This is a genomic window from Calditrichota bacterium (assembly GCA_013152715.1).
Classification (GTDB): Bacteria; Zhuqueibacterota; Zhuqueibacteria; order Thermofontimicrobiales; family Thermofontimicrobiaceae; genus 4484-87.
On record JAADFU010000170.1, the window covers coordinates 1 to 3,243 of the forward strand.

Annotated in this window: 3 protein-coding genes and 1 pseudogene; all 4 read right to left on the reverse strand. The window is 47.1% G+C overall.

Going from position 1 to position 3,243, the window contains the following annotated elements:
• The coding region (locus tag GXO74_12690; protein NOZ62523.1) for a 1,4-dihydroxy-2-naphthoate polyprenyltransferase at positions 1-197 on the reverse strand (197 nt) is incomplete at its 3' end.
• A 287-nt stretch (positions 198-484) separates the two neighbouring features.
• A pseudogene (gene menB / locus GXO74_12695) lies at positions 485-1,304 on the reverse strand (1,4-dihydroxy-2-naphthoyl-CoA synthase).
• On the reverse strand, positions 1,291-2,097 hold the full coding sequence (menH, locus tag GXO74_12700) for a 2-succinyl-6-hydroxy-2,4-cyclohexadiene-1-carboxylate synthase (protein NOZ62524.1): 807 nt from the start codon (positions 2,095-2,097) through the stop codon (positions 1,291-1,293). The pseudogene menB and the gene menH overlap by 14 nt, the downstream one beginning before the upstream one ends.
• Before the next feature lie 6 nt (positions 2,098-2,103).
• Complete coding sequence (locus GXO74_12705) at positions 2,104-3,231, reverse strand: 2-succinyl-5-enolpyruvyl-6-hydroxy-3-cyclohexene-1-carboxylate synthase (protein NOZ62525.1); 1,128 nt, start codon at positions 3,229-3,231, stop codon at positions 2,104-2,106.
• Positions 3,232-3,243 lie beyond the last annotated feature (12 nt).

Here is a 3,243-nt window from a genome sequence, read left to right on the forward strand (position 1 = left end):
TAATCAAAGTAATCATTGGAAAAATTTGCGCCGATCTGGATCATCACTGCGGCGAATGCGGCCAGAAATGCGGATAGCCAATGCGCCTTGCCGTCGCCAAAAGCCATTGCCGTGCCGATAATAACAGGCGAGACCGCCGCCCACAGCGTTTTGGGCCGACTCGCTAAAATCCAGACTTTAAATTTGGAATCCGACATTTTAACCTCTTGACAATTCTTGACAACACTTGACAATATTTTATAAAATAATTGTTTGTTTCGTTCAGCAATGACATCACTGAACCCGGCGTGTCATTCAGGATGAATCTTGTAGGAAAAACGCTGGAATTGGGATTTTTATTATTTAATCGTCCGTCCAACAAGATTCTTACAGAATGACGAGTTGAATTGGCTTTGTTCCGCTGGCAGTATGGACAAGCCCACAATATCTGATTTCTTTATGCATAGAACTGCAAATAACGCTATAATGCCAATTGTTTTTCTCCTCACGGCTGTCTCGGAAATTTTCCAAAATCCGGCTTTCTCTTTTCAAGAAAAGAATTGCGTCCTTCCTGCGCTTCATCGGACATGTAAAAAAGCATCGTCGCACAGCCGGCCAGTTCCTGCAATCCCGCCTGTCCGTCGCAATCTGCGTTAAGCGCCTTTAAGGCAGCGAATGGCAGTGGGCGAGTTGGCCAGAATTTCCCGGCACCACTGCACGGTTTCTTCTTCCAGCTTTTCCAGCGGAACCACGGTGTTGACCAGTCCCATTTCCAGTGCTTGCTGTGCGTTGTACTGGCGGCAAAGAAACCAGATTTCCCGTGCTTTTTTTTGACCGACGATGCGTGCCATGTAACTTGCGCCGTAACCGCCGTCAAACGAACCAACTTTGGGGCCGGTCTGGCCAAAGATTGCATTACCTGCGGCAATTGTTAAATCGCACAAAAGATGCAGAACATGACCGCCGCCGATAGCATAGCCGGCAACCATGGCGATAACCGGTTTGGGAGATGTCCTGATTTGACGCTGAAAATCGAGAACGTTCAGCCGGTTCACACCTCCTTCGTCCTTATAGCCCGAATCACCGCGAACCTTTTGATCCCCGCCGGAGCAAAACGCCTTTTCACCTTCGCCGGTCAAAATGATGACGCCGATTTGGGGATCCTCAACAGCATCGGCAAACGCTTTGGACATTTCCACAACAGTCAGAGGCCGAAAGGCATTTCGAACGTGGGGACGGTTGATCGTGATTTTAGCCATTCCTTCGGCTTTATGATATTTTATATCTGTAAATGCGGCGGATTCCTGCCAGTCAACGGTACTCATATTTACTCTCCATTGCTAAAATTTCCTGTGAATAATCTTCCGGGTTTTCAAAATGAATATTGTGCCCGCAATTTTCGATCATTTTAAATTTTGCGTTTTCAATTTTTTCCTTCATCCGGGAGCCAATGTCAATAAATTTCTTATCGAGTCCACCGGCAAAAATCAGAGTGGGCGTTTGCAATGTGCCCAATTTTTTCCACAATGACGGCTGCGCTCCGCTGCCCATGAATCGAAGCGAGTTGGCCAGCCTCCTGGGATCATTTTGCAGACGCAAGGAAAACATTTTTTGAAAACGCGGATGGCCTTTCAAAGATTCAAAGAACGGCTGGTCATACCATTTTTGCAAAAATTCATTGAACGGCAAATGCTCCAATTCCAGCGCCAGCATTTCATCGTGTTTTTGACGGGCAGCGCGATCGGCTTCGGACGCCAACCCGGGCGAAGCGGACTCGAGTACGAGCCGGTCAAAACGATGCGGAAAATGCAGCGCCAGGTAGAGCGCCAGTCGTCCGCCCATGGAATAGCCGATCAGTGTGCATTTTTTCACTTGCTCATGATCCAAAATGTTTAAAACGTGCTTTGCCGTTGAGGGCATTGAATAAGAATTGCCTTCGGGTAAAAGATTCGTTTTGCCATGTCCGGGCAAATCAACAGCCAGACAGTGAAAATACTTGCCGAGCTTTTCGAATACCGTTTGCCAATCCGCAGTCGATCCCATAAAACCGTGCAGAAAGAGAGCGGGGGGTTCGTCCTTTTCTCCGCGCCATTCAAAATGAAGGAGATTCGAATGCATTAAAAATTACGTTCCTTCCAGGGTAGTCGTAATTTGCTGCTGAAGGCGTTTGTGAAAACTAATGTTTTCATCTTTATGCGTCCGCACTTCGATGAGTGTTGTTCTCTCATTCTCAACGGCTTGCCGATAAACATGGGTGAAATCGTCTGCATTCTCTGGTGCAAAGTAGGGTATTTTAAAAAGATCGGCAGCGTTTTTAAAATTGAGATCATGGGGCGTTTCAAAATAATCAAAGACGTCTTTGAATTCTGCAACAGGCAGAAATGAAAAAATGCCGCCGCCCTGGTTGTTGATGAGAACGATGACCAGCGGCTGAGAGTTTTTTTGCAAAAGGGCAAGGGAATTGAGATCGTGTAAAAAGGCAAGATCGCCGATAAGCAATGTCGTGGGACGTTCCAGCCCGACGGCAAATCCTGCTGCGCCGGCAATGAGACCGTCGATGCCGCTTGCACCGCGGTTTGTTCCCACAGGAACATAATTTCCCCGCGGATCGGCGTACATGTCCATGTCGCGGATCGGCATGCTATTGCTGAGAAAAAGAGCGTGATCTTGCGGAATATTTTGAGAAATGATCCGCGCCACAGCAGGTTCAGAGATGTTTTTATCTCTATTGAGAAATGCTGCAACAACATTTTCAACGAGACGGGATTTTTGCTCTGCCGGAGAATAGTTCTTTGATTTATCCCGCTCTTTTATTTGTTCCGAAACACTGTCGCAAAAAACAGGAATGTCTGCCTCAATCCTGAGATCGACAAGATGCGACGGATCGTGGCGAAAGGGGTGATCCGCAATGTGGATGTATTTCATTCCGGCGTTCGCTTCGGCGAATTGCAAAAAACGTTTTGACGTCATCCGACCGCCAATATGCAGGATCGTGTCAGGCTTAAAATCGGCTTTAAATTTATCAGATAAAAGCAATTGATCAAATGAGGCAATGATATTTGCATTACCCAGGCGCAGGCCGGATGCAATATCCGCAAAAACCGGCCAGTTCAGTTTTTGCGCCAGACGAGAAACAGCATCTTTTTCCCGTAAACAGTGGAGCCTGCCAACAACGAGCAGTCCCCGTTTTGAATTTTTCACTGTGGCAATTGTTTCTTCCAGAGACTCGATGTCCGGCATTGAGCGAGGCAATGAATATTTCGT

Excerpts from the sequence above, each read along its gene's own strand:
- menH (NOZ62524.1), bottom strand. The coding sequence starts at position 2,097 with ATGCATTCGAATCTCCTTCATTTTGAATGGCGCGGAGAAAAGGACGAA.